The organism is Bradyrhizobium betae, from assembly GCF_050632175.1.
In the GTDB taxonomy this organism is placed as follows: Bacteria; Pseudomonadota; Alphaproteobacteria; order Rhizobiales; family Xanthobacteraceae; genus Bradyrhizobium; species Bradyrhizobium betae_B.
In genome coordinates this window covers 3,139,703-3,163,636 of the sequence record NZ_CP192576.1, presented here as the reverse complement: position 1 = coordinate 3,163,636, position 23,934 = coordinate 3,139,703, and the positions used below count along the sequence as shown (strand labels likewise).

Here is a 23,934-nt window from a genome sequence, read left to right as displayed (position 1 = left end):
CTCACTCCGCCGGGGCGCCGTCGGCGACCGAGCTGTCGGTCCAGCCTTCGGGTTTCGGTTTGCGCGACGAGATCAGACGATCGATGCGCGGCTGCACATAGTCGCCCCAGATCCCGGCAAGTCCGTTCGGGAAGGCCAGGACCACGGCGATGAACAGGCCGCCAAGGCCGAACAGCCACAATTCGGGAAAGGTTTCCGACAGGCTGGTCTTGGCGAAATTGACCAGCAGGGTGCCGTAGACCGCGCCGAGGATCGACAGGCGGCCGCCGACCGCGGTGTAGATCACCATCTCGATCGACGGCACGATGCCGACGAAGGACGGCGACATGAAGCCGACATTGAGCGCGAACATGGCGCCGCCGATCGCAGCGAACACGGCGGCGATGCAGAAGGCGAAGATCTTGAAGTTCGCGACGCTGTAACCGGAGAACCGGACCCGGTCCTCCTTCTCGCGCATCGCGACCAGGATGCGTCCGAGCTTGGAGTGCCGGACGAACTGCGCGATCATGATGCAGGCAAACAGGCACCCGACCTCGAAGAAGTACAGCACGACCTTGGCGTGATCGGGCCTGATATCCCAGCCCTTCAGTGTCCGCAGATCGGTCATGCCGTTGATGCCGCCGGTGTAACCCTGCTGCCCGACGATGAGGATGGTGAGGATGGCCGCGACCGCCTGGGTAATGATGGCGAAGTAAGTGCCGCCGACGCGGCGCTTGAACATCGCAGTGCCGATGATCAGAGCGAAGATGCCGGGCACCAGAATGATGGCGGCGATGGTGAAGGTAAGGCTGTGAAAGGGCTTCCAGAACAGCGGCAGCGCGGTGATCTGATTCCAGTCCATGAAATCGGGAATTCCGGGGGTCGACTGGATCTTGGTGTTCTCCACGCTCGAGGCCTCGAGCTTGAGGAACATCGCCATGCAGTAGCCGCCGAGCCCGAAGAACACACCCTGGCCGAGGCTGAGAATGCCGTCATAGCCCCAGCAGATCACCAGCCCCAGTGCGACGAAGGCGTAGGTCAGATATTTGGCGACCAGATTGAGCCTGAAGACATCGAGCGTGAGCGGGAGGACCACCACCAGGAAGACCGCGAGCAACAGAATTCCGATCAGCTCCGATCGATTGAAGAAGCGATTGTCGGTCATTGCGTCAGCCTTCCGTTTCTCACTTGCGGACCTTGAGGGCGAACAGCCCCTGCGGCCGCAGCATCAGGATTCCGACAACGGCGAGCAGCGTCAGCACCTTGGCCATCGAGCCCGACATGAAGAACTCGAGGGTGGATTGCGTCTGCGAGATCGAGAAGGCCGATGCGATGGTGCCGAGCAGGCTCGCGGCGCCACCGAACACGACCACCAGGAACGTATCGACGATGTAGAGCTGTCCAGAGGTCGGACCGGTTGAGCCGATCATGGTGAAGGCGCTGCCGGCGATGCCGGCGATGCCACAGCCGAGACCATAGGTGTAGCGATCGACCTTTTCGGTGTTGATGCCGACCGCACCAGCCATAATGCGATTCTGCACCACGGCGCGCACCTGGCGGCCCCAGCGCGATTTGTACATGACGTAGGCGACGCCGACGGTGATCAGCACGGTCAGGCACATCACGAAGATGCCGTTGATCGGCACCTCGATGCTGTCGGTCACTTGCAGCGACCCGAGCATCCACTGCGGCAGCTCGACGCCGACCTCGCGGGCGCCGAACACGGACCGATAGGCCTGCTGCAGAATGAGGCTGAGGCCCCAGGTCGCGAGCAGCGTATCGAGAGGACGCTTGTAGAGATGCCGTATCAGCACCCATTCCACCAGCATTCCCAGCGCACCGGATGCGATAAAGGCCAGGATCATCGCGAGGAAGAAGTAGCCGCTGAACAGGCTCGGCAAATAGGTCTGGAAGAAATTCGAGGTCATCCAGGTGACGTAGGCCCCGAGGATCATGAACTCGCCATGGGCCATGTTGATGACGCCCATCTGGCCGAAGATGATGGCAAGACCCAGCGCCATCAGCACGTAGACCGAGAACAGGATCAGTCCTGCAAAGCCCTGCATGACGAAGATGGAGCCAAGGTCACCAAGCGAGTAGTCGCCGAACATCGATGTCCTCCGTCGGGGATAAGGTCCCGCGTCGCGAGTAGGTTCGCGACGCGGGGGTCTTGGGCGTGGACTTGCGGTCCACGCCAGGGAGAGGCTTTGTCTTTGAGGGAACGGCGATCGACGCCGCGTCTCTTACTGATAGCCGGTGTTACTGGTAGCCCTTGGGGAACGGATCCGGCTCGACGAGATCGGCGGTCTCGTAGATCAGCTCGAACTGACCATCGAGCTTGGCGCGTCCCACGCGGGTCTTCGACCAGAGGTGATGGTTCTCGTGGATGCGCACATAGCCTTCAGGAGCACCCTTGAATTCGACGCCCGGCGAAGCCGCTGCGATCTTGTCGACGTCGAAGGAGCCGGCCTTCTCGACCGTCAACTTCCACAGCCACGGGCCGAGATAGGCAGCCTGGGTGACGTCTCCGATCACGGTCTTTTCGCCCCACATCTTCTTGAATGCGGGCACGAAGGCCTTGTTGTTCGGATTGTCGAGCGACTGGAAGTACTTCATGCAGGCATAGGCGCCCGCAATGTTCTCGCCGCCGATGCCGTCGATTTCGTCTTCGGTCACCGAGATCGTCAGCAGCGCCTGCTTGGAGAGGTCGATGCCGGCAGCCTTGAGCTGCTTGTAGAACGCGACGTTCGATCCGCCGACGACGTCGGTGAAGATCACGTCGGGCTTGGTCAGCTTGATCTTGTTGATGACCGAGTTGAACTGGGTGTTGCCGAGCGGATAATACTCCTCGCCGACGACCTTGCCCTTCAGCACGTTCTCGACGTGCTTGCGCGCGATCTTGTTCGACGTGCGAGGCCAGATGTAGTCGGAGCCGATGAAGAAGAACGACTTGGCGCCCTTTTCCTTGGCGATCCAGTTCAGGCCGGCGAGAATTTGCTGGGTCGCTTCCTGGCCGGTGTAGATCACGTTCTTCGACTGCTCGAGACCTTCGTAGAAGGTCGGGTAGTAGAGCATGCCGTTATACTGCTCCATGACCGGCAGCACGGCCTTGCGGGATGCCGAGGTCCAACAGCCCATGATCGCCGCGACCTTGTCGTTGACCAGCAGCTTCTTTGCCTTTTCGGCGAAGGTCGGCCAGTCGCTGGCGCCGTCCTCCTGGATGAACTTGATCTTGCGCCCGAGCACGCCGCCCATGGCGTTGATCTGCTCGATGGCAAGCTTCTCGGCTTCGATCGAGCCAGTCTCGGAAATGGCCATGGTGCCGGTCGCCGAATGCAGGATGCCGACCGTGACCTCGGTGTCGGTGACCGCAAGGCCGGTGGTGTTGACCGCCGAGGTCGCCGGAGCCTGCGCAAAGGAAGCCTTCGGCAACATCGTGACAGCCGGGATGGCCGCCATTCCCATCAATAGTTTGCGCCGGAGCGGCGACAACAGGCCCTTGTTGGCTTCGTCTGACATGAGCACCCCACTGTTTGTTCGAGGACACGCGATTGGTGCCGTGAGGATGGCTCGAATTTGTGCAACGCAAGCATACGCAAGATCGCGTATACTGCACCGCAAAATACCGACGTAGGCTTTTGGTACGGGATTTGCGAGGTCACGAGAGGTTTCGGAAGAGTTTTGGGAGTGGGGTTAAGTGGCAGGGCGGCAGCGAATAGACCGCGTCAGGCGCCAGTATAATCAATGGGTCGCCAACCAGACGCTGGAAGACTACGCGCTGCGCTTCACCGCCAAGAGCGCGCGGCGCTGGTCCGCCGCCCGCGTCGCCAACACTGCGATGGGCGCAATCTCCTTCCTGGTGCTCGAGGCGATCGGCGGCACCATCACCCTCAATTACGGCGTCACCAACGCCGCCGCCGCGATCCTCGTCGTCTCCACGATCATCTTCTTCTGCGGCGTGCCGATTGCCTACTATGCCGCCAAATGCGGCATCGACATTGACCTGCTCACACGCGGCGCCGGCTTCGGCTACATCGGCTCGACCGTCACCTCGCTGATCTACGCTTCCTTCACCTTCATCTTTTTCGCGGTCGAGGCGGTGATCCTGGCGACCGCGCTGGAGATGTGCTTAGGGATTCCGCGCCCGATCGGCTATCTCATCAGCGCGGTCGCGATCATCCCGCTCGTGACCTATGGCATCACGCTGATCAGCCGCTTCCAGCTCTGGACGCAACCGCTCTGGATCGTCCTGCACATCCTGCCTTTTGCCGCGATTGCGTGGGCCAACCCCCATTCCTTCACGGAATGGCATAAATTCGCCGGCGAGCACGGCGACCCCGGCGGACATTTCGATCTGTTGCTGTTCGGTGTCGCATCCTCCGTGGTATTCTCGCTGGTGGCGCAGATCGGCGAGCAGGTCGATTTCCTTCGCTTTTTGCCGCGCGACCGCCGCACTTCAAAAACGTCATGGTGGATTGCGTTGATGAGCGCGGGTCCGGGCTGGATCGTGCTCGGCGCGTTAAAACTGCTGGCCGGCTCGTTCCTCGCGTTCTTTGCGCTGAGCCACGGCGTGCCGCCCGAAGAGGCCGCCGAACCTGCGCATATGTATCTCGTGGCCTTTCGCTACGTGCTGTCGGAGCCGGATCTTGCGCTGGCCCTCACCGGCGTCTTCGTGGTGCTGTCGCAGCTCAAGATCAACGTCACCAACGCCTATGCCGGTTCGATCGCCTGGTCGAATTTCTTCTCGCGTCTGACGCACAGCCATCCCGGGCGCGTTGTCTGGCTCGTGTTCAACGTGATGGTGGCGCTGCTGCTGATGGAGATCGGCGTCTACAAGGCCCTGGAGCAGACGCTCGCGCTCTACTCCAACGTCGCGATCGCCTGGGTCGGCGCGCTGGTGTCCGATCTCGTGGTCAACAAGCCGCTCGGCCTGCGTCCACCGCAGATGGAGTTCAAGCGCGCGCATCTCTACGACGTCAATCCGGTAGGCGTCGGCGCCATGACGCTCGCGATCATCGTCTCCATCAGCGCCTTTTACGGCCTGTTCGGGCCGACCGCCAAGGCGCTGTCCGCCTTCATCGCACTGGCGGTCGCCTTCGCTGCCGCCCCCTGATAGCATGGGTCACCGACGGCAAATACTACATTGCGCGCAAACCAAAGCGGAGCTGGCAGAACCTCGAAGCGATCCAGTGCTGTATCTGCGAACATTCGTTCGAGCCGGAAGACATGGCCTCCTGCCCCGCTTACGCCGGGCCAATCTGCTCCCTGTGCTGTTCGTTGGACGCCCGCTGCCACGATCTCTGCAAGCCGCACGCACGGATCCAGACGCAATTCTCCGAGACACTCGGCAAGATTCTGCCGCAGCCGATTTATCAGCGGATCAACTCGCAGTTCGGCCACTACATTGGCGTGTTCGTCGTCTCGGCCGGCCTCGTCGCGCTGGTGCTCGGACTGATCTATCTCCAGACCTCCGCGAGCGTGCATGGTGAGAACACGCTCGTCTCCAACGTGCTCTGGAAGGTGTTCTTCTCGCTCAGCATCATCATCGGCGTGGTCGCCTGGCTGTTCGTGCTGGCGCAGCAGAGCCGCCGTGCGGCAGAGGCTGAAACCAGACGGCAGACCACGCTGCTGATCCAGGAGATCGACGCACACAAGCGCACCGATGCCGAGCTCCAGCGCGCCAAGGAGGTCGCCGAATCCGCCAACCTCGCCAAGAGCCGCTATGTGGTGGGCCTCAGCCACGAGCTGCGATCGCCCCTGAACGCGATCAGCGGCTATGCCCAGTTGCTCGAGCAGGACACCTCGCTCCTGACCAAGCCGAAAGACCAGATCCGCGTCGTTCGCCGCAGCGCCGATCACCTCTCCGGCCTGATCGACGGCATCCTCGACATCTCCAAGATCGAGGCGGGGCGGTTGTATCTGTCGCGCGACGAGGTACGGCTGACAGATTTCCTCGATCAGCTCGTCGGCATGTTCCGTCTTCAGGCCGCGGCCAAGGGCATCGACTTCGTATTTCGGCGGCCGATGCACCTTCCGGTCGTGGTCTATGCCGACGAGAAGCGGCTTCGCCAGGTGCTGATCAATCTGCTCTCCAACGCGATCAAGTTCACCCAGACCGGCAGCGTGCAGTTCGTCGTGCACTATCGCAGCCCTGTGGCGGAGTTCGAGGTGATCGATACCGGCCCCGGCATCCAGGGTGACGATCTCGAACGCATCTTCGCGCCCTTCGAGCGCGGCGCGCTGGGCGTCTCGCAGCCGCAGACCGGGACCGGACTCGGCCTCACCATCAGCCGGTTGCTCGCCGGAGTGATGGGCGGCGATATCAAGGTCACCAGCACGGTTGGCCGCGGCAGCACGTTCAAGGTGAAGATGCTGCTGTCCGAGGTCACCAATCCGCAGCGTATCGCGCCGGTGGAGGCCCCGGTCTCGGGCTATCACGGCGCGCGCAAGACCATCCTCATCACCGACGACGATCCCGTTCATCGCGACCTCTTGCGCGAGGTGCTGACACCGCTCGGCTTCATCCTGCTCAGCGCGCCCGACGGGCCGGGCTGCCTCGCATTGGCGCAGCATTGCCGGCCCGATCTGTTCCTGCTCGACATTTCCATGCCGGGCATGGACGGCTGGACCGTCGCGGAGACGCTGCGTGCGAACGGCCATCATCAGGCACGCATCCTCATGGTGTCGGCCAGCGCCCTCGAAGCCCACGGCACGCCGCTGGCGCAACCCTTCCACGACGGCTATCTGATGAAGCCGATCGACATTCCGAGGCTGATCGAGACCATCCGTCAGCTCCTCAAGATCGAATGGCAATACGGCTCGGACGAGATCGTCGTGCCGCTGTGGCGGCCGGAGAACGGCTCGCGGCCGCCGGTTGAGCACATCGAGGCGCTGATCGGGCTCGGCCAGATCGGCTACGTCAAAGGCATCCAATTGAAGCTGGACGAGATCGGCAGCGAGCATCCCGAACATGCCGACTTCGTCGCGCAGATGCGATCGTTGGTCGACCGCTTCGACCTTGACCAGTACATGGCCACATTGAAAACATTGCATGCGCATGAGCACTGAGCCGAAAAAGCGCGACGTCGCGCTGGTGGTCGACGACTCCCCGAGACGCTGCGGCTGCTGACCGACGCGCTGGACGGCGCCGGCATGACCGTCATGGTGGCGCTCGACGGCGCAAGCGCGATGCGCATCGTCGATCAGATCACGCCCGATATCGTGCTGCTGGACGCCGTGATGCCCGGCATTGACGGTTTTGAGACCTGCCGGCGCCTGAAGCGCGACGCGGGGCTCGCGAATGTTCCCGTGATCTTCATGACGGGCCTGGCCGAAACCGAGCACATCGTGCGCGGGCTGGATGCAGGCGGCGTCGACTACGTGACCAAGCCGATCGTGATCGAGGAGATGCTCGCGCGCATCCGCGTCCATCTCGGCAATGCCCGCCTGACCCAGAGCGCGCGGGCTGCACTCGACGTCTCCGGCCGGTTCCTGTTCGCGGTCAACCGCCAGGGCAATTTGCTATGGGCGACGCCGCAGGCACAGAAGCTGTTGGCCGACCATCAGGGTGGGCAGACCGAGGACGACTTCAGCTTGCCGCCATCACTGCTGCAATGGCTGGAACAGGCCAAAGGCAAGGGCAGCTCGAAGTCTCAGGCCGCCTCCCTGCCGGACAACCCGCAGCTCCGCTTCTACTACCTTGGCGAAACCGCGCCGAACGAGTTCCTGCTGCGGCTGTCCAAGGAATCCGGCACCGCCTTGCCGCCGGAATTCACCAGCGAGCTCGGCCTCACCACCCGCGAAGGCGAAGTGCTGGCGTGGCTCAGCAAGGGCAAGACCAACCGCGACATCGCGCAGATTTTGGGTCTCAGCCCACGCACAGTCGACAAGCATCTGGAGCAGATCTACGCCAAGCTCGGCGTGGAGAACCGGACGGCGGCCGCGGCGATCGCGTCGAATGCGACGCGAAGGAATTCGTAGCCTGCGGATGAATTGAGACGTCACTCACCCAACAACCGGTGTCGTCCCGGACAAGCGAAGCGCAGGTCCGGGATCCATAGCCACAGGGAGACATTTGGCGAAGACTCGGAGTGACCCGTTCGCCCAATAACCACTCCCTGGGAGTATGGGTCCCGGGTTCGCTTCGCGCCCCGGGACGACGGCGGAGTGGGGGGACGATAGCTCTCGCCCCCTTACGCAAACAACGACCTCACCCGTACACGAACGCCTTGTCGTCCAGATCCGTCTTCGGGATCTCGTCCTTCTCGGTCCAGTAATCCTGGCTGTGCTGCCATTCCGGCTTGTCGCCGCGCTTGGGGAGCAGATTCATGTCGCGCATGATGTAGCCGGGGTTGAAGTTTTCCGGATCGATCCACGGCAGGATGGGCATGTTGTGGTCTTCGGCGCGGAGCTTGACCTCGACTTTTTTCTTGCCCTTCGCCTTCATGTGGCCGAGCAGCCGGCAGACGAAGTCGGCGACGAGATCGACACGCAGCGTCCAGCTCGCGCGGAAATAACCGAACACCCAGACCAGGTTCGGCACGCCCGTGAACATCATGCCGCGATAGGTGACGGTGTCGCCGAACGCCAGCGGCTTTCCGTCGATCTCGAAGGCGATGTCGCCGAGGGCCGAGAGATTGAAGCCGGTCGCGGTGACGACGATGTCGGCCTCGAGCAGCTTGCCGGACTTGAGCTGGATACCGTTTTCGACGAAGCATTCGATTTCGTCCGTGACGACGGACGCCTTGCCGCTGGCAATGCCCTTGAACAGATCGGCATCCGGCACGAAGGCGATGCGCTGCCGCCACGGCCGGTAGGTCGGCGTGAAATGCGTCTCGACGTCGTAGTCCGGGCCGAGCACCGCGCTGATCTGGCCGATCAGCTCCTTCTTGACCTGCTCGGGCTTGCTGATGCAGAGCTTCGTGAACGCATCCTGCTCGAACAGGATCTTGCGCCGGACGATCTCATGGATCCAGGCCTCGTCGACCTGAAGTCTGCGCAGCTCCTCGGCGATCTCGATGGCATTGCGGCCGAGACGGAAATAGGTCGGCGAACGTTGCAGCATGGTGACATGCGCGCACTTGTCCGCGATGTTCGGCACCAGCGTCGCTGCCGTCGCGCCCGAGCCGATCACGACAACCTTCTTGCCCGCGAGATCGATATCGTCAGGCCAGGTCTGTGGATGGACGATGCGGCCCTTGAAGCTATCAGCGCCCTTCCATTCCGGCGTGTAGCCTTCCGAATGGCGATAGTAGCCCTGACACATCCAGAGGAAATTCGCGGTGAAGGTCCTTGCTTCACCGGTGTCAGTCGTCACCGCCTCGATGGTCCAGAGATTTTGCTCGCTCGACCAGCTCGCCGAATTGATCTTGTGCTTGTAGCGGATGTGCCGGGCGATATCGTTGTCGTCGATCACCTCGTTCATGTAAGCGAGGATTTCCTCGGCGGTCGCGATCGGCGGGCCGACCCAGGGCTTGAAGCTGTAGCCGAAGGTGTGGAGGTCGCTGTCCGAGCGGATCCCGGGATAGCGATGCGTGCTCCAGGTGCCGCCAAACGTCGCCTGCGTTTCAAGGATGACGTAGCTCGTGCCCGGAAGCTGCTTTTCGATGTGATAGGCGCTGCCGATTCCGGAGATGCCGGCACCGACGATCAGGACATCGAAATGTTCAGAAGCCTGTTTGGCCGTGGCGTGACTGCGAACAGCGACATTCATTGTTGCTTCTATGCCTTGCTTGTTTTTGTGGCCGCCCTTGATTGGGCGACGCGTTTCCTCCGCGAAAGGCATCGTCGCCCATCGCGCTTCCCTACCAAAATGACATAGATCAATTCGCGGTCAAATCACAGCGCCGCACCCCAGCTCCGCGCGGTCTGCAAGATCCAGTCGCGATAGAGCGTGAGCGGCGTGACGCCGGTCAATCCGCCGCAGCCGGCGGCGCCGTTCGGTCCCGTGGACCAGCTGATGACGCCGACGAGCACCGGGCCGTTCGCCTTGTCCTCGAACGCGGGCCCACCGGAATCGCCGGTACAGGCGCCAATTCCGTCGCGAACACCGTTGGTTACGGGATCGACCAGGCGAATTTGCAGCGTGCCCGGCTGCCCCGTGGCAACCAGGCCGGCGACCCTTGTCGTGCCGCCGCTCTTGCCATCACCGCGCACGGTGACGCCGATCCCGGCGATCACGAAGCGGCTACCGACCCGGATTGGAATATTCGGTGCGTCGACCGCGACCACCGATTTTCCCTTGAGTGGAATATCGAGCTGCAACAGCGCCACATCGGCCGTCGCGCGATGCGCCTGCATCGCCTGCATGCTGAAACTCGGATGGATCGCGACCGTTCGAACGTTCAGCAATTGCGGCGAACCGTCGGCACTACGATCGACGATCTTGTAGTCTGCGCCGGGCTGCACGCAGTGAGCGACCGTAAGCACCAGTTTCGGTGCGATCAGACTACCGGTGCAGAAATTGCCGCGTGAGCCGACAATGGTGACGACAGCGCGCGCGACGCCATCGGTTTGCGGCGTACCGCCACCGACAATGGCGTAGGCGGGCGTGGCGAGCAGCAGCGCGGCCGTGACGAGAGTTGCAAGCTTCTTCATGGGAACACGGTTTGGCATCAGCATCGGCAAGGCAGGTGATTGCTTCGGACTGGCCCTTGCCGATAGCGCATGCTAGCGCTCTTGGAAAGGAATTGACGAGGGCAGGATAGTGGCGATCGAGGCTGTGATCTTTGATTTTGGCGGCGTTCTGACGAGCTCGCCGTTCGAGGCATTTGCGCGATTCGAAGCGGAACGCGGCCTCCCCGTCGACATCATCCGGCGCACCAATGCCGCCAATCATCTTGAAAACGCCTGGGCCAGGTTCGAACGCGCCGAGGTCGATATCGACACCTTCGATCATTTGTTCGCGGAGGAGTCACGCGCCCTCGGCGCGGAAGTGCGCGGACGCGACGTGCTGCCGCTGCTCCAGGGCGATCTGCGCCCGGAAATGGTCGAGGCCCTGAAGCGCATCAAGGCGCAATTCAAGACCGGCTGCATCACCAACAATCTGCCGGCCAACGCGATCGGCAGCATGACCGGTCGCTCGCTCTACGTCGCCGAGGTGATGGTGCTGTTCGACCATGTCATGGAATCCGCCAAGATCGGCCTGCGCAAGCCTGATCCGCGCATCTACCGGCTGATGGTCGAGACGCTGAAGGTCGATCCGAAGGCTTGCGTCTACCTCGACGATCTCGGCGTCAATCTGAAGCCCGCGCGCGAGATGGGCATGACCACGGTCAAGGTCACGAGCGGCGCCCAGGCGATCGCCGAGCTCGAAGCGGCGACGGGGCTGAAGCTCGGATAGTCTATCGTCCGTCATTGCGAGGAGCGCAGCGACGAAGCAATCCAGAATCTTTCCGCGGAGGGATTCTGGATTGCTTCGCTACGCTCGCAATGACGAGATTGGGGCGATGGCTTTCCTCAAACGGCCTACTCCGCCGCCGCAATGCGCTCCGGGAAGGCGGCCGCCAGCGAGGCGCGGTCGGGCTTCAGCACGCCACGCTCCGTGATCAGGCCGGTGACGAGCCGCGCCGGGGTCACGTCGAAGGCGTAGTTCGCGACCGGTGAACCTTCCGGCACGATCCGAACCGTCTCGAGCCGTCCATCGGCGGTGCGGCCGGTCATGTCGGTGACCTCGGTGCCGCTGCGCTGCTCGATCGGGATATCGCGGATGCCGTCATCGACGGCGAAGTCGATCGTCGGCGAGGGCAGCGCGACATAGAACGGCACGCCGTTGTCATGCGCGGCGAGCGCCTTCAGATAGGTGCCGATCTTGTTGCAGACGTCGCCATTCGCCGCGACGCGGTCGGTGCCGACGATGGCGAGATCGACCATCCCATGCTGCATCAGATGCCCGCCGGTGTTGTCGGGGATCACGGTGTGCGGCACGCCGTGATGGCCGAGCTCCCAGGCGGTGAGCGAGGCGCCCTGGTTGCGCGGGCGGGTCTCGTCGACCCAGACATGGACCTTGATGCCGCGCTCATGCGCCAGATAGATCGGCGCCGTCGCGGTGCCCCAGTCGACGGTGGCGAGCCAGCCGGCATTGCAATGGGTCAGCAAATTGACGACCTCGCCCGGCTTCTTCGCTGCGATCGCCTCGATCAGCTTCAGGCCGTTGTCGGCAATGCCGCGGTTGATCTCGACGTCCTGCTCGGCGATCTCGTCGGCGCGCGCATACGCCGCCTCCGCGCGCTCCACCGGATCGATCGGCGCAAGCGCCGCGTGCATCTCGTCGAGCGCCCATTTCAGATTGATCGCGGTCGGCCGTGCCACGACAAGCGTGTCATAGGCACGTTTCAAACCGGCACCCGATGCATCCTCACGCATCGCGAGGGCCATGCCGTAAGCGGCGGTGGCGCCGATCAGCGGCGCACCGCGCACCAGCATGTCGCGGATCGCGACCGCTGCGTCCTCGCAGGAGGTCAGGCGCGCGACGACGAACTCATGGGGCAGCCTGCGCTGGTCGATCGCGCCGATCGACCAGCCGTCACGCTCGCGCCAGATGCTGCGGAAATGCTTGCCGTCGACCTTCATGGCCTTCTGCCTTTCGTCTCAACCGCGCAGGATGCGCCCCGCCACCGCATCGAGCTTCTTCAGAAGCTCCGGGTCGCGGGCCTCGGGCGCCGTGATCAGCGCGGAGTCGAGCGCACGATCCGAGCCGATCGGGCACAGTTCATGCTCGCGCGGGAACTCCTTTGCCAGCCGCGCCACCAGCGCCTTCGCCTTGTCGGCGTTTGTGGTCAGCACACGGATGATATCCTGCACGGTGACGGCGTCATGGTCGGGATGCCAGCAATCGAAATCAGTCACCATCGCGACGGTCGCGTAGCAAATCTCTGCTTCGCGGGCGAGTTTCGCCTCGGGCATGTTGGTCATGCCGATCACGGAATAGCCCAGCGTTTTGTAGGTCATGCTCTCCGCGTAAGTGGAGAATTGCGGCCCTTCCATGCAGACATAAGTTCCGCCGCGCGCAATCGCGATGCCTTCGGCTTCGGCGGCCGCCGCGAGATGGATGCGCAGCCGCGGCGAGACCGGATGCGCCATCGACACATGCGCGACGCAACCCCGGCCGAAGAACGAGCTTTCGCGCTTGTGGGTGCGGTCGACGAACTGGTCGACGAGAACGAAGGTTCCGGGCGGCATCTCCTCCTTGAAGGAACCGCAAGCCGACAGAGAGATCAGGTCGGTTACGCCGGCACGCTTCAGAACGTCGATATTGGCGCGGTAGTTGATATCGGAGGGCGACAGCCGATGGCCCTTGTCATGCCGCGGCAGGAACACGATCGGCAGGCCGGCGATGGATCCGCGGCGCAGGGGCGCCGACGGCTCACCCCAGGGGCTCTTGATCACCTCTTCGTGCGCGCCCTCGAGACCCGGCAGATCGTAGATGCCCGAGCCCCCGATGATGCCCAATACCGCCTGCGTCATGCCTGCTCCACCCTGTTCGCCACGTGCGACATGGTTAAGCTATGCCAGCTTTACGGCGGCTTTGGAACGGGGGATACAGTAGACGGCGTCTCGCGAGCCGCGGTGAGCGCTCGCTACAAACTTGCTGTCGTCCCGGCGAACGCCGGGACCCCGACCGCGGAATCTATCGAGGTGGTTGGCTACAGTCCCGGGCGACCGATCTTCGCCAAACTGCTCCCTGGGGTTATAGGTCCCGGCGTTCGCCGGGATGGCACCGGGACGGAGCAGCGCACTTGACTAAGCCGCGGTCGCGGGCTGCAACTGGGTGGCAACCATCCGCTCCAGCGTCTCCACGGACTGAAAATTCTCCGGCGTGATCTCGGACTGCGGAATGGTGAAGTCGAACTCGGCTTCGACGCCCAGCATCAGATTGACCATGTCCATCGAGGTCAGACCCGCGTCGACGAGTTTTGCGGACGGCGTGACGTCGGCGGTGAGCGAATTCTGCTCGAGGATGCCCTTCACCAGCTTGATGATGCGGTTGCGCACGTCGGTATCGAAGGCCTGCATTTGAAGCTTCCCGTGTTGTTTCTTGATTGACAGCCTGTACGGCCCGCCAGCTCTGCGATTGACGCCACCATAGGCTCTTTCACGTTAGCAAACGATGACTCACGTTGATTAAAATTAACGGCTCTTCCAATTTGCTAACGCGACCATCTGAATTTGCGAGGTCCAAACAACTCGGCCTTAACTGTCCATTTGGAATGAGACGGCGTTTACCCTGAATTTAATCGACTAATTTGAGTCAAATCCCTAGCCTCCTTTCAAACGTAAATAGGGTCGGATGGTCGTAAGCAGCATCAATGCCGATGCCTGACGATCTCGAACGGCGAACCGGAGGCGGACGAATGAACGTGCGTGAAGCAGTCCTCACTGTCGACGAGACACAGACGAGCTTTCTCGAGCAGGGTCCATCCCTCATCGAGCGCGCCGCCCGAACCGCGACCGTGGCCGCAGCCGACGCCGAGGGCGTCGACCGCGACGCCCGCTTCCCCCACAAGGCTTTCGACGCGGCGCGCGAGCAGAAGCTGCTCGGCGTTATGATCCCCGTTGAGTATGGCGGCTTCGGCGCCTCGATCCACGACGTCACCGACATCTGCTACACGCTCGGACGCGCCTGCGCCTCGACGGCGATGATCTACGCGATGCACCAGACCAAGGTCGCCTGCGTCGTCAGGCATGGTCATGGCATTCCCTGGATGGAGACCATGATGCGCCGGGTCGCCCGCGACCAGTGGCTGCTGGCCTCCTCGACGACCGAAGGCCAGAACGGCGGCAACATCCGCGCCAGCGCGGCCGCCGTCGACCACGCCGGCGACACCGTCTCGCTGGTGCGCGACGCAACCGTGATCTCCTACGGCGCCGAGGCCGACGGCCTCGTCACCATCGCCCGCCGCGCCACCGACGCTTCTGCGTCCGATCAGGTGCTGCTGGCGCTCGCCAAAGACGATTATTCGCTGAAACGGACGCTGGGCTGGGAGACGCTCGGCATGCGCGGCACCTGCTCGACCGGTTTCGAGCTGAAGGTCGACTGCCCCGCCGACCGCGTCTTTCCGGAATCCTATGACAAGATCCACGCCCAGACCATGACGCCGTTCGCGCATCTGTGCTGGTCATCCGCCTGGGCCGGCATCGCCGCGGCCGCGGTGACGCGTGCGCAGGCCTTCATCCGCAAGGCAGCACGCACCTCCGGCGGCCAGATGCCGCCAGCCGCGGCGCATTTCACCGCCGCCAAGATGTCGCTGGCCAAGCTGCGCGCGCTGATTTCGGCCAATCTCGACGCCTTCGCACGTGCCGAGCATGACGAGCGCGCGCTGAGCTCGCTCGACTTCCAGTCCTCGATCACGCTTTTGAAGGTGCAGGCCTCCGAACTCGCGGTCGAAACCGTGATGCACGCGATGCGCACGGCCGGCCTTTCCGGCTACCGCAACGATGGCGAGTTCACCATGGGCCGCCACCTGCGCGACGTGCTGTCGTCGCCGATCATGATCAACAACGACCGCATCCTGGCCAACGCCGCGACGTCGACGCTGATGAGCGGCATACCGACGAGCCTTCGAGACTAACGAGCCTTCGTGACTGACGTGCCTTCGAGGCCAACAAGAATAATTTCAGATAGCAGGACATCGAACATGAACATTGCTGTTCTCCCCGATTCGCCCGAGACCGCGCCGCAAATCATCGATCCGCTCGATCACCTCGCCGACAAGCTGTTCCACCGCATGGGCGCGGACGGCGTCTATGCCCGCACCGCGCTCTATGAAGGCGTTGTCGAGAAGCTTGCCGCGCTGATCACGAACCATCGCGAGGCCGGCACCGAGGTGATGCGCTTCCCGCCGGTGATGAGCCGCACCCAGCTGGAGAAGTCCGGCTATCTCAAGAGCTTTCCGAACCTGCTCGGCTGCGTGTGCGGCCTGCACGGCACCGAACGCGAGATCAACGCTGCAGTGAGCCGCTTCGATGCCGGCGGCGACTGGACCAGCTCGCTGTCGCCGGCCGATCTCGTGCTGTCGCCGGCCGCCTGCTACCCTGTCTACCCGATCGCCGCGAGCCGCGGACAGCTCCCGAAGGGCGGCCTGCGCTTCGACGTCGCCGCCGACTGCTTCCGCCGCGAGCCGTCAAAGCATCTCGACCGGCTGCAGTCGTTCCGGATGCGCGAATATGTCTGCATCGGCACACCCGACGACGTCGCCGAGTTCCGCGAGCGCTGGATGGTGCGCGCGCAAGCGATCGCGACCAACCTCGGCCTCACTTTCCGTGTCGACTATGCCAGCGATCCCTTCTTCGGCCGCGTCGGCCAGATGAAGGCGGTGAGCCAGAAGCAGCAGCAGCTCAAATTCGAACTCCTGATCCCGTTGCGCTCGGAAGAGCAGCCGACCGCCTGCATGAGCTTCAACTATCATCGCGAACATTTCGGCACGACCTGGGGCATCCAGGACGCGAATGGCGAACCGGCCCACACCGGCTGCGTCGCCTTTGGCATGGACCGGCTCGCCGTCGCCATGTTCCACACCCACGGCACCGACCTTTCCGCCTGGCCCGCCAAGGTGCGGGATATCATGGGCCTGCAGCCGCAAGTCGCGGCCGATGCCCATGGCGAAGGTTGGCGCTAACAGAACGAGGCCTCCCATTTCCACGGGTAAGACGAGCGTGATCCACACCAAGGTCCGATGCCGCGAGATCACCGAGGCCGACGTCGACGCGGTCGCGGAGCTGCTGACGCGCGGCTTCGTCGGCCGCTCGCGCGACTACTGGATCCAGGGCCTGCGCCGGCAGGCCTTCCGGCCCGTGCCCGAGGGCTATCCGCGCTTCGGCTACATGATCGACAATGACGGCACGCCCGTCGGCGTCCTGCTGCTGATCTACACGACGCGGAACGACGGCGAGGCCACCGCCATCCAGTGCAACCTGTCGAGCTGGTATGTCGATCCTGCCTACCGCAACTACGCTCCGCTGCTGACCAAGATCGCGCAGCGACACAAGGATGTGACCTACCTCAACATCAGCCCGGCGCCGTGGACCTGGCCGATCATCGAGACGCAGGGCTTCCGGGCCTATTGCAAGGGAATCTTCTTCTCGGTGCCCGCGCTGACACGCGCGCCGCGTTGGAGCAAGATCGAGGTCATCTCGCAGCACGCCAAGGCGATCGAGGGGCTGACCGACGAGGAGACCGAGCTGCTGACGCGGCACGCACGCTACAATTGCCTCAGCCTCGTCTGCCGCACGCCGAAAGGAACGTTTCCCTTCATCCTGCAACCGGTGCGCATCCGCCGCGGCTTCATCGCACCGCCTGCAATGAAGCTGATCTACTGCCGCAACGTTGCCGAATACGTCGCCTGCGCCGGCCGCATCGGCCGGCTGCTGCTGAGGCTCGGCAAGATTTCGGTGGCGGTGGATTCCAACGCTCCGATTCCCGGTCTCGTCGGCATTTACACCGAGCGGCGCGGCCGGAAATATTTCAAGGGCCCGCACCGGCCGCAGCTTGCGGACCTTACCGATACCGAGCTCGTCCTGTACGGGCCATAGCGGAACGTCCGAGTCCCAATATCCGCTCTCGGCCAACTCCAGCTTGCAGGCACATTGCCGATACACGCGTCTCTCCGCATCGCCGGTCACCCTCCGTAAACTACTGCGCTTAAGGGAATTTTCCGGCCTCTTCGCTAGGCTCGGCGGTTGAATTACGTTGCGTCAAGTCTATTGCCCGCCGAGACACCGCCAATCCCATGACGTCGACCGACGATAACGAGCTTGGTGCACGCCGCGAAGAGGGCCCGCAGGCCCTGGTCGGGCTGAGCCAGCTTGCGCTCGACCACATGGAGCAGGGCGTCTGCGTCTACAACGCCGACAACCGGATCGTGCTGGTCAACCAGCGCTACCTCACGCTGTTCAACATGTCGTCCGAGATCGTGCGGATCGGCACGAGCTATCGGGACGTACTCAGTCACAGCGTTGCGCTCGGCAACATCCCGGCAGCGGAAGTAGACGCACTCCACGCGTCCCGGATTGCATTGATCGCGGCTGGAAAGCCGTTCCGTACCCGGCAAACGCTGGCAAGCGGCGTTGTCATAACGCTCGAACTGAAGCCGCTTCCCGGCGGCGGCTGGATGACGATCTGCGACGACGTCAGCCGCCTCGCCCGGCTCGAGGCGGAGCTGCGCCTCCAGACCGAGCGCAGCCAGCACGCGCTCGCCAACATGTCGCACGGCCTCATCATGTATGACGCCGACAGCCGCATCGTCGTCTGCAACGAGCGCTTCCTGAATCTCTACGATCTCGACCCCAATATCGTGAAACCGGGTGTCGCGCACAGCACGGCCATCGACCACTGGCTGTCGCGGGGCAACAAGGCGGACATGCCTGGAGACGAATTCCGCGATTCACGAATGGACGACGTTCGGGCCAGGAGCCCGAAAGCGGTCCTTGTGACACGCCATGACGGCGGAAAAGTTCATGCTGTGTCACGGTTCATGCCCGACGGCGGCTGGGTGACGGTGCATGAAGACGTCACCGAGCAACTGCAATATGAAGAGACGCTGAAGCAGCAAAACATGATGCTGGATGCGGCCCTCGAAAACATGGCGCACGGTCTTGCCTTCTACGACAGCGACATGCGACTTCGGGTCTGCAACAACACGTACCGGCAGATCTACCGGCTGTCGCCGGAGCAGACGCGACCCGGCACGCATCTCTCCGAGCTGATCGAGCGCTCGATGCAGAACGGCGCCTTTGCTACCGAATACAGCCCGCAGGAGATCCTGGAAACCGCCCGCGAACGGCTCGCGCACCGCGACTCCTCGCCGATGCGCCGGCGCATGGTCAACGACACCGTGATCTCGGTGCGTTACTGCGCGCTGGCTGAAGGCGGCTTCGTCGCCACCTATGAGGACATCACCGAGCGCGAGCACGCCGTCGAGGAGCTTAGCGAGCAGTACAGGCGCTTCGACGCGGCGCTGAACAACATGAGCCAGGGCCTGTGCATGCTCGATTCGAGCCTGCGCGTGATCGTGTTCAACCGCCGCTACATCGAGATGTACGGCCTGTCGCCCGAAATTGTTAAGCCCGGCGTCTCGATGCGCGAGATCATGGAACACAGCTGCGAGCTCGGCATCTACCCGAACATGACGGGCGCCAAGCTCTACGCAGACTATGTCGAACGGTTGCGCGAGGGCGAGCACACGCTGCATCGCCATTTGAGCGACGGCCGCATCATCAAGCTCAATCACAAGCGGATGGAGCATGGCGGCTGGGTCGTCACCTATGAGGACGTCACCGAGCGCCACAAGGCCCAGGCCCGCGTGGCGCACATGGCACGGCACGATTCTGCTCACCGACCTGCCCAACCGGACGCTGTTCCACGAGAAGATGGGCGATGGGCTGAATCAGGTGGCGACCGCCGGCGGCGCGATGGCCGTGCTGTGCTTCGACCTCGATAATTTCAAGACCGTCAACGACCGGTTCGGCCACGCCGCCGGCGATCGGCTGTTGCGCTGGGTCGCAACGCGGCTGAAGGAGAATGTCGGCGAGCACGACACCGTCGCCCGCCTCGGCGGCGACGAGTTCGCAATTCTGCAGCGCGGACCGCAGCCGCAATCTGCAGAGAAACTCGCTAGCCGTCTGGTCGACATCATCGCTCAACCGCTGCAGCTGGAAAGCCAGACGGTCCATGTCGGGGTCTCGGTCGGCATCGCAGTCGCCCCCGATCACGGGCTCGATGCCGACGAACTGATGAAATGCGCCGACCTCGCATTGTACCAGGCCAAGGCCAAGGGCCGCGGCGCCTATCAGCTGTTCGAGCCCGAGATGGAGGAAGAGGCACGCCGCCAGCACGCGCTGGAACACGATCTACGCGGCGCCTTGGAGGCCAACGAATTCCACCTGGTGTTCCAGCCGCAGGTGCGTCTCGACACCACAGAGTTGACCGGCTTCGAGGCGCTGCTGCGCTGGAAACATCCTGGGCGCGGCCTGGTTTCGCCTGCCGAATTCATTCCGCTGGCGGAAGAGAACGGGCTGATCGTCCCGATCGGCGAGTGGGTGCTGCGCACGGCGTGTGCGACGGCGGCGCCTTGGGCGGATCTGACGGTCGCAGTCAATTTGTCGCCGGTGCAGTTCCGTTCCCGCGGGCTGGTGACGATGGTCACGAGCGCACTCGCGGAGGCCGGACTGCCGCCGCGGCGGCTCGAACTCGAGGTCACCGAAACGGCGTTGCTCGACGACAGCGAGGCGACGATCGAGATTCTGCACCAGCTCCGCGCGCTCGGCGTGCGCGTCAGCCTCGACGATTTCGGTGTCGGCTATTCCTCGCTCAGCTATCTGCGCAAATTTCCGTTCGACCGCATCAAGATCGACCGGTCCTTCGTCGGCACGCTCGGCGAGAGCCCGGAGAGCGTCGCCATCGTTCGCACCATCGCGAGCCTCGGCTCCGTGCTCGGCGTCGAGACCACGGCCGAAGGCGTCGAGACGATCGAGCAGCTTGATTTCGTCCGCGCGTGCGGTTGTACCGCGGTGCAAGGCTATTATTTCGGCAGGCCCTGCCCCGCAGCCGAGGTCGGACGCGCCATCGAAACGCTGAATGCGGTTCGCCGCGTGGCGTAAGGGCTCCGGGCCTCAAATTCCGTCTCTCGGCACACGTCCAAACGACCAATTGTCGCACATGACTTTTTCGGCGGGATCGCGATCCCGTATGGCGCGGGCGGGCCACGCAATGCGCTTTTCTTCTCCCATGATTTCGAGGACAATCCCGCCATAACAATGAGAGACGGCGGTTCAATGAGACCGCCGCGAGGGAGGAGTTTCGATGTCGAGATTCGGGCTGAAGACGATTGCCTTTGCTGCCATGCATATTGTTGCCGCGTTGCTCGCGACCGCCGCCGGTGCGCAGGATTATCCCGTCAAGCCGATCACACTGATCGTGCCATGGCCGGCGGGCGGCTCGACCGACATCTCGATGCGCGCGATCGCCGACAGCGCCTCGAAGGTGCTGGGACAGCCCATCGTCGTCGACAACAAGGCCGGCGGCGGCGGCACGGTCGGGCCGGCGACCATGGCAGCGGCAGCGAAACCCGACGGGTACACCATCTCGCAGATCCCGATCACCGTCTTCCGCCTGCCCCTGATGCAGGACGTCTCATGGGATCCGGCCAAGGACTTTACCTATATCATTCACCTTACCGGCTACACGTTTGGCGTGACCACCAGCGCGGAGTCGCAGTTCAAGTCCTGGAAGGACGTGGTGGAGTTCGCCAAGGCGAATCCAGGCAAGGTGACCTATGCCACGCCGGGCACGGGCACCTCGCTGCATATCGGCATGGAGCAGATCGCGGGCATGTCGGGCATCAAGCTCACGCAGGTGCCGTTCAAGGGCGGCGCGGAGACCAATGCCGCGGTGCTCGGTCAGCATACCATGCTGCAGGCCGATTCCACGGGATGGCGACCTCTGGTCGACGCGGGCAAGTTGAAGCTCCTGATGGTGTGGACCGGTGCGCGGTCGCCGAACTATCCCGACGTGCCGACGCTGAAGGAGCTGGGCTATCCCATGGTCTACGATTCCCCGTTCGGCGTTGCGGGCCCGAAGGGCATGGACCCCAGGATCGTCGCCAAGCTGCACGATGCCTTCAAGAAGGCGGTCGAAGACCCCGCGGTGATCGCGACACTCGCCAAATACGACATGGTGCCGAACTACAAGAACACCGAGGACTACAGGAAATTCGTCGTCGAGGTCACGGAGTCCGAGCGCAAGGTGATCGATAGCCTCGGGCTTGCGAAGAAGTAAAGTTCCGCTGCCGTACGCGCTGACGTCATCCTGAGGCGCGGGCCGTACTTGCGGCTCGCCTCGAAGGATTGAGACGGGCACCGCCGCCCTTCGAGGGCCGCTGAAGAAGCGGCCACCTCAGGGTGACGGTGGTCTGGAGATGTTCAAATGACCAACCAAACCAACGTCAAACTCCGCCTCAACAACTCTGAACTCTGGGGCGGACTGATCGGGCTCGGGCTCGGCGGCTTCGTGATCTGGCAAGGCCTGAAGCTGAAGCTCGGCACCATCAACGATCCCGGCTCAGGCTACGTACTGTTCTACACGGGCATCCTGATGTGCGTGTTCGCAGGCTCCATCATCGTCTCGGCGGTGACCGAGGGTGGCCCCACGCTTGCTTCGCGATGGGTAAACGTGAGCTGGGGCAAGCCGCTTCTCGTCATCGTCTGCCTCATCGCGTTTTCGTTCGCCCTGGAGCCGTTGGGATTCCTGCTGTCGTCGATCCCGTTGCTGCTGCTGCTGTTGCGATTGATCGATCCTGTGCGCTGGACACTCGCCATCCCTGTCGCCGTGCTGGTGCCGTCAGGCATGTGGTGGGTGCTCAAGCGCTTGCTCTTGATCCAGTTGCCCTCGGGCCTGTTTGGGATCGGTTGACCCATGGACACGCTTCTCAACGTCGCGCATGGGTTCGGTGTCGCGCTGCTTCCGATCAACCTGCTCTATTGCTTCATCGGCGTCTTCATCGGAACGCTGGTCGGCGTGCTGCCGGGCATCGGGCCTATCTCCGCGATGTCGCTGCTGCTGCCCGTGACGCTGTCGGGCACGCCGGAATCCGGCATCATCATGATGGCCGGCATCTATTACGGCTCGATGTATGGCGGGTCGACCACCTCGATCCTGGTCAATATCCCGGGCGAGGCGGCCTCCGTCGTCACCTGCATCGACGGCCACCAGATGGCGAAGCAAGGCCGTGCGGGCCCAGCCCTCGGCATCTCCGCCTTCGGCTCCTTCATCGCCGGCACGTTTGCGCTCCTCGCGCTGATGCTGGTGGCACCGAGGCTTGCCAGCATCGCGATCGCGTTCGGTCCGGCCGAGTATTTCGCCCTGATGGTGCTGGGCCTCGTGGTGCTCACCTTCCTCACCCAGGGCTCGATGCCGAAGGCGCTTCTGATGGCCTGCATCGGCGTCGTGCTCGGGCTGATCGGGCTCGACAGCATCACGGCGCAGCCGCGGCTGACTTTCGGCCGTATGGAGCTGATCGACGGCATCGGCCTCGTGCCTGTCGTGATGGGCCTGTTCGGCGTCGCCGAGGTTCTGCTCAACACCGAGCAGGCGATCAAGCGCGACATTATCAACGCCAGGATCACGCAGCTCCTCCCCAACAAGGCCGACTGGCAGGCGAGCGCCGGCCCCGTCGCGCGCGGCACACTGCTCGGATTCCTGCTCGGCATTCTGCCAGGCGGCGGCGCGGTGGTGGCCTCGTTCGCGTCCTACGCGCTCGAGAAGCGACTATCGAAGACGCCCGAGCGGTTCGGCCATGGCGCGATCGAAGGCGTTGCGGGCCCGGAATCCGCCAACAATGCTGCGGCCGGCGGCGCGTTCATTCCACTGATGACGCTCGGCATCCCGCCGAACGTGGTGATGGCACTGCTGCTCGGCGCGTTCGTCATCCACGGACTGCAGCCGGGGCCGCTACTGATCACGCAAAACCCCGGCCTGTTCTGGGGCATCGTCGCCAGCATGTATATCGGCAATGTCATGCTGCTGATCCTGAATCTCCCGATGATCGGCATGTGGGTGCAGCTCTTGAAGCTGCCCTACAACATCCTTTTCCCCCTGATCATCCTGTTCACGATCCTGGGCGTCTACTGCTCCAGCAACAACGTATTCGACGTCTACGTGATGATCGCGTTCGGCATCGTCGGCTATTTCATGCGCAAGCTCGGCTACGAGCCGGCACCTTTGGTGCTCGCCTTCGTGCTCGGGCCGATGCTGGAGAACAATCTGCGCAAGTCGCTGATCCTGTCGCAGGGCGATCTCTGGACCTTCGTGCAGCGGCCGATCTCGGCCGCATGCCTTGCACTCGCGCTGGTGCTTCTGGTCGCACCGCTGCTGCCGTCGCTGCGCAAGAAGCGCGAGCTGGTGGCGCTGGACGAGGGCGCGTGAACGTCTTCTTTCGCCACGTTCGTTAAAACAACCCCATG

Annotated in this window: 15 protein-coding genes and 3 pseudogenes; 10 read left to right on the top strand and 8 right to left on the bottom strand. The window is 63.2% G+C overall.

Going from position 1 to position 23,934, the window contains the following annotated elements; genetic code table 11:
* Position 1 precedes the first annotated feature (1 nt).
* The 3 genes from urtC to urtA all read right to left on the bottom strand — a co-directional run bounded on the left by urtC (position 2) and on the right by urtA (position 3,498).
* Positions 2-1,144, bottom strand: coding sequence for an urea ABC transporter permease subunit UrtC (gene urtC / locus ACQ86E_RS15220; RefSeq protein WP_431206059.1), 1,143 nt, complete (start codon positions 1,142-1,144; stop codon positions 2-4).
* A 19-nt stretch (positions 1,145-1,163) separates the two neighbouring features.
* Positions 1,164-2,090: an urea ABC transporter permease subunit UrtB gene (gene urtB, locus ACQ86E_RS15215; protein ID WP_431206058.1), complete on the bottom strand. Its 927-nt coding sequence runs from the start codon at positions 2,088-2,090 to the stop codon at positions 1,164-1,166.
* Positions 2,091-2,238: 148 nt separating this feature from the next.
* The gene (gene urtA / locus ACQ86E_RS15210) at positions 2,239-3,498 is read right to left on the bottom strand and encodes an urea ABC transporter substrate-binding protein (protein ID WP_431206057.1); all 1,260 of its coding nucleotides are present in this window, start codon (positions 3,496-3,498) and stop codon (positions 2,239-2,241) included.
* 178 nt (positions 3,499-3,676) lie between these two features.
* Between urtA and ACQ86E_RS15205 the strand changes: the two are divergent.
* Positions 3,677-7,047, top strand: a pseudogene (locus tag ACQ86E_RS15205) (hybrid sensor histidine kinase/response regulator).
* Positions 7,031-7,959, top strand: a pseudogene (locus tag ACQ86E_RS15200) (response regulator). The pseudogenes ACQ86E_RS15205 and ACQ86E_RS15200 overlap by 17 nt, the downstream one beginning before the upstream one ends.
* A gap of 229 nt (positions 7,960-8,188) precedes the next feature.
* On the opposite strand, the gene ACQ86E_RS15195 reads toward ACQ86E_RS15200, so the two are convergent.
* Positions 8,189-9,691, bottom strand: coding sequence for a flavin-containing monooxygenase (locus ACQ86E_RS15195; RefSeq protein WP_431206056.1), 1,503 nt, complete (start codon positions 9,689-9,691; stop codon positions 8,189-8,191).
* Between the two features lie 125 nt (positions 9,692-9,816).
* Positions 9,817-10,575, bottom strand: a complete 759-nt coding sequence (locus ACQ86E_RS15190) for a S1 family peptidase (RefSeq protein WP_431206055.1) — start codon at positions 10,573-10,575, stop codon at positions 9,817-9,819.
* A 109-nt stretch (positions 10,576-10,684) separates the two neighbouring features.
* Between ACQ86E_RS15190 and ACQ86E_RS15185 the strand changes: the two genes are divergently transcribed.
* Positions 10,685-11,320, top strand: a complete 636-nt coding sequence (locus ACQ86E_RS15185) for an HAD-IA family hydrolase (RefSeq protein WP_431206054.1) — start codon at positions 10,685-10,687, stop codon at positions 11,318-11,320.
* Positions 11,321-11,445: 125 nt separating this feature from the next.
* Here ACQ86E_RS15185 and mtnA read toward each other — a convergent pair whose 3' ends face one another.
* From mtnA to ACQ86E_RS15170, 3 genes are all read right to left on the bottom strand, one after another.
* Positions 11,446-12,549: an S-methyl-5-thioribose-1-phosphate isomerase gene (mtnA, locus tag ACQ86E_RS15180; protein WP_431206053.1), complete on the bottom strand. Its 1,104-nt coding sequence runs from the start codon at positions 12,547-12,549 to the stop codon at positions 11,446-11,448.
* 18 nt (positions 12,550-12,567) lie between these two features.
* Positions 12,568-13,443, bottom strand: coding sequence for an S-methyl-5'-thioadenosine phosphorylase (locus ACQ86E_RS15175; RefSeq protein WP_431206052.1), 876 nt, complete (start codon positions 13,441-13,443; stop codon positions 12,568-12,570).
* A gap of 276 nt (positions 13,444-13,719) precedes the next feature.
* Positions 13,720-13,992: a phosphopantetheine-binding protein gene (locus ACQ86E_RS15170; RefSeq protein ID WP_015689285.1), complete on the bottom strand. Its 273-nt coding sequence runs from the start codon at positions 13,990-13,992 to the stop codon at positions 13,720-13,722.
* Positions 13,993-14,330: 338 nt separating this feature from the next.
* On the opposite strand from ACQ86E_RS15170, the gene ACQ86E_RS15165 reads away from it, so the two are divergent.
* The 7 genes and pseudogenes from ACQ86E_RS15165 (at position 14,331) to ACQ86E_RS15135 (ending at position 23,896) form a co-directional block, all read left to right on the top strand.
* Entirely contained in the window at positions 14,331-15,548 is a 1,218-nt protein-coding gene (locus ACQ86E_RS15165) for an acyl-CoA dehydrogenase family protein (protein ID WP_431206051.1), read from the top strand.
* 66 nt (positions 15,549-15,614) lie between these two features.
* Positions 15,615-16,595 carry an amino acid--[acyl-carrier-protein] ligase gene (locus tag ACQ86E_RS15160; protein ID WP_431206050.1) on the top strand — a complete coding sequence of 327 codons (981 nt, stop codon included), beginning with the start codon at positions 15,615-15,617 and terminating at the stop codon, positions 16,593-16,595.
* Between the two features lie 37 nt (positions 16,596-16,632).
* The gene (locus ACQ86E_RS15155; RefSeq protein ID WP_431206049.1) at positions 16,633-17,508 is read left to right on the top strand and encodes an acyl-CoA acyltransferase; all 876 of its coding nucleotides are present in this window, start codon (positions 16,633-16,635) and stop codon (positions 17,506-17,508) included.
* Between the two features lie 197 nt (positions 17,509-17,705).
* A pseudogene (locus ACQ86E_RS15150) lies at positions 17,706-20,574 on the top strand (PAS-domain containing protein).
* Between the two features lie 202 nt (positions 20,575-20,776).
* Entirely contained in the window at positions 20,777-21,751 is a 975-nt protein-coding gene (locus tag ACQ86E_RS15145) for a tripartite tricarboxylate transporter substrate binding protein (protein WP_431206048.1), read from the top strand.
* Between the two features lie 147 nt (positions 21,752-21,898).
* Positions 21,899-22,384, top strand: a complete 486-nt coding sequence (locus tag ACQ86E_RS15140) for a tripartite tricarboxylate transporter TctB family protein (RefSeq protein ID WP_431206047.1) — start codon at positions 21,899-21,901, stop codon at positions 22,382-22,384.
* Positions 22,385-22,387: 3 nt separating this feature from the next.
* The gene (locus ACQ86E_RS15135; protein ID WP_431206046.1) at positions 22,388-23,896 is read left to right on the top strand and encodes a tripartite tricarboxylate transporter permease; all 1,509 of its coding nucleotides are present in this window, start codon (positions 22,388-22,390) and stop codon (positions 23,894-23,896) included.
* Positions 23,897-23,934: the final 38 nt, after the last annotated feature.